At 70.7% G+C, this 3094-nt stretch carries 3 protein-coding genes; 1 reads left to right on the top strand and 2 read right to left on the bottom strand.

The window, feature by feature from the left end:
- Positions 1-137 precede the first annotated feature (137 nt).
- Entirely contained in the window at positions 138-1091 is a 954-nt protein-coding gene (pheA, locus tag VJR25_RS03090) for a prephenate dehydratase (RefSeq protein ID WP_324112415.1), read from the bottom strand.
- A 181-nt stretch (positions 1092-1272) separates the two neighbouring features.
- Between pheA and pgm the strand changes: the two genes are divergently transcribed.
- Positions 1273-2916, top strand: a complete 1644-nt coding sequence (gene pgm / locus VJR25_RS03095) for a phosphoglucomutase (alpha-D-glucose-1,6-bisphosphate-dependent) (protein WP_324112413.1) — start codon at positions 1273-1275, stop codon at positions 2914-2916.
- 9 nt (positions 2917-2925) lie between these two features.
- On the opposite strand, the gene VJR25_RS16690 is transcribed toward pgm, so the two are convergent.
- Positions 2926-3063: a hypothetical protein gene (locus tag VJR25_RS16690; protein WP_414683714.1), complete on the bottom strand. Its 138-nt coding sequence runs from the start codon at positions 3061-3063 to the stop codon at positions 2926-2928.
- Positions 3064-3094 lie beyond the last annotated feature (31 nt).

A 3094-nucleotide genomic window follows, 5' to 3' on the forward strand; every position in this document is an offset into this window, starting at 1 on the left:
GAAACGCATGGTCCCGTACGGGCGATGCGTTTCGTCTCGCTTCGCTCGCTCAACGACCGGCGTAGGAGAGCTCGCTCAACGACCGGGGGGAGAAGAGCTCGCTCAACGACCGGGATAGGAGAGCTCGCTCCGTCCGCTCAGTAGTCGGGTTCGCCGGAGAGGATGCCGCGCAGCCAGTCGCGCGCCTCGACGAACACGTCGTCGGAGTAGCGCTGCGGGTAGCGGACGATGGCGCGGTCGGCGCGCGGGTAGCTGCCGAGGAACGTCACCTTCGGGCTGAAGCGGCGCAGCCCCAGCAGCGCGTCGGCCATGCGCTCGTCGCGCACGTGGCCGTCGGCGTCGATGACGAACCGGTAGCGGCCGAGCTCGTCGCCGATGGGGCGCGAGGCCAGCAGCGACAGGTTGATGCCGCGGGTGGCGAACTGCTCGAGCATGTCGAGCAGCGCGCCCGGGTGGTCTTCGGGCAGCTCGACGATGAGCGAGGTCTTGTCGGCTCCGGTGGGCGACTGCTGCGGCACGGCGCGGCTCACCAGCACGAAGCGGGTGACCGCGTTGGGGTTGTCGCCGATGTTCTCGGCGAGCAGCTCCAGGTCATGGTGGTCGAGGATGCCGGGCGGCGCGATCGCGGCATCCGCGTCGCTGGTGCCGTCGAGGATGCCGAGGGCGGATGCCACGTTGCTGGCGGCCGGCACGTGCGAGTGGGCCGGCAGCTCGGTGCCGAGCCACTGCAGGCATTGGGCGTAGGCCACGGGGTGCGCCGCGATCAGCGAGACGTCCGCGAGCGTGGTTCCGGGCTTGCCGACCAGCACGAACGACACCGGCACGAGGTATTCGCCGACGATCCGCAGCCCCGGCACGGTGGCGAGGGAGTCCTGCGCCGTGGACACGCCGCCGTCCACGGAGTTCTCGATGGCGATCATCGCGGCATCCGACCGGCCCTCGGTGACGTCGGCGAGCGCCTCGGCGACGTTGCGCACCGGATGCCACACCTGCCCGCGCGCCTCGGGGACCTGGGCGAGGGCGGCCTCGGTGAAGGTTCCGGCCGGACCCAGGTAGCTGTAGGTGCGTCGGGGCGCGCCGGAGTCCCACATGTCGCTCGTCACTCGCCAAGCCTACCGGCGGTGCCCGCCCGCTCCGGAAATCAGCAAGATCAGCCCGATTCAGCAGGATGCCGCGGGAATCGTCCTGAATCCGGGTGTTCCGACTGAATCCGCACCGGCATCGCGCGTCGCACGGCTGACACGGACGACTCGGCGCGGCAGACTGGGGGGCATGACCCGCGCCGGACAGCCTGCCGAAGCCAGCGACCTCATCGACGTCGACGAACTGATCAACGCGTACTACGACCGCAAACCCGATCCGACCGTGGCGTCTCAGCGCGTGGTGTTCGGCACATCCGGCCACCGCGGTTCGAGCCTGTCCACGAGCTTCAACGAAGACCACATCCTCGCGACCACGCAGGCGATCGTCGAGTACCGGGCGGCGCAGGGCATCACCGGTCCGCTGTTCCTCGGCCGTGACACGCACGGTCTGTCGCTTCCCGCCGAGCGCACCGCCGTGGAGGTGCTCGTCGCCAACGGCGTCGATGTGCGCCGCGACTCGCGCGACTCCTGGGTGCCCACCCCGGCACTCAGCCACGCGATCCTCACTTACAACCGCGGCCGCGCGGTGGACGACCCCGGCCGCGCCGACGGCATCGTGGTCACCCCCAGCCACAACCCGCCCCGCGACGGCGGCTTCAAGTACAACCCGCCGCACGGCGGGCCGGCCGACACCGACGCCACCGGCTGGATCGCGGATCGCGCCAACGCGCTGATCGCGGCCGGCCTGGAGGGGGTCGAGCGCACCCGCTTCGCGGACATCGACGCGGATGTCGTGGGCGAATACGACTTCCGCGACGGCTACGTGCGCGACCTCGAGAACATCATCGACATCGACGCGATCCGCAACGCCGGGGTGCGGATCGGCGCCGACCCGCTCGGCGGGGCATCCGTCGAGTACTGGGCGCTGATCGGGGAGCTGTACGGACTCGACCTCACCGTGGTGAACCCCGATGTCGACCCGACGTGGCGGTTCATGACGCTCGACTGGGACGAGAAGATCCGCATGGATCCCTCGTCGCCGTCTGCGATGGCCTCCCTCGTCGCGCGTCGCGACGAGTACGACGTGCTCACCGGCAACGACGCGGATGCCGACCGCCACGGCATCGTGACGCCCGACGCCGGGCTGATGAACCCCAACCACTACCTCGCGGTCGCGATCGACTACCTGTACTCGCACCGGCCCGGGTGGCCGCAGGATGCCGCGATCGGCAAGACGCTCGTGTCGTCGATGATCATCGACCGCGTCGCGGAGTCGCTGGGCCGGCGGCTGCTGGAGGTGCCGGTCGGGTTCAAGTGGTTCGTGCCGGGGCTGCTCGACGGGTCGGTGGCGTTCGGCGGCGAGGAGTCGGCCGGGGCATCCTTCCTGCGCAAGGACGGCACTGTCTGGACCACCGACAAGGACGGCATCCTGCTGTGCCTGCTCGCCTCCGAGATCATCGCGGTGACCGGCAAGACCCCGTCGCAGAGGTACGCCGAGCTCGAGGAGCGCTTCGGCGCGTCCGCGTACCAGCGGGTGGATGCCGCGGCGACGCCGGCGCAGAAGGCCGCCCTCGGAAAGCTGTCGCCGGATGCCGTGACGGCGTCCGACCTCGCCGGCGAGCAGATCACCGCCAAGCTGACGAACGCTCCAGGCAACGGGGCCGCGATCGGCGGGCTCAAGGTGCAGACCGAGAGCGCGTGGTTCGCCGCGCGCCCGTCCGGCACCGAGGACGTCTACAAGCTGTACGCCGAGTCCCTGAAGGGGCCCGAGCACCTCAAGCAGGTGCAGGAGGAGGCCCGCGCGGTCGTCTCCGCCGCCCTCGAGGGCGCATAGCCCCGGGAGTCAGCGCGCCGGGCCGCTGCTCTCGCGGACGACGAGCTCGGTCGGGATCAGGCCGACCGAGCCGGGGCGCTCCCCTTCGATGCTGGCCAGCAGCGACCGCCAGGCGGCGACGCCGACCTGGTCGAAATGCTGGCGCACGGTGGTCAGCGCCGGCCAGAAGCTCGCCGCC

Origin of the sequence: Microbacterium sp. (assembly GCF_035277845.1) — a bacterium.
In the GTDB taxonomy this organism is placed as follows: Bacteria; Actinomycetota; Actinomycetes; order Actinomycetales; family Microbacteriaceae; genus Microbacterium.

Coding starts and splice junctions, on each gene's coding strand:
- pheA (WP_324112415.1), bottom strand. CDS start 1,091: ATGTGGGACTCCGGCGCGCCCCGACGCACCTACAGCTACCTGGGTCCG.
- pgm (WP_324112413.1), top strand. CDS start 1,273: ATGACCCGCGCCGGACAGCCTGCCGAAGCCAGCGACCTCATCGACGTC.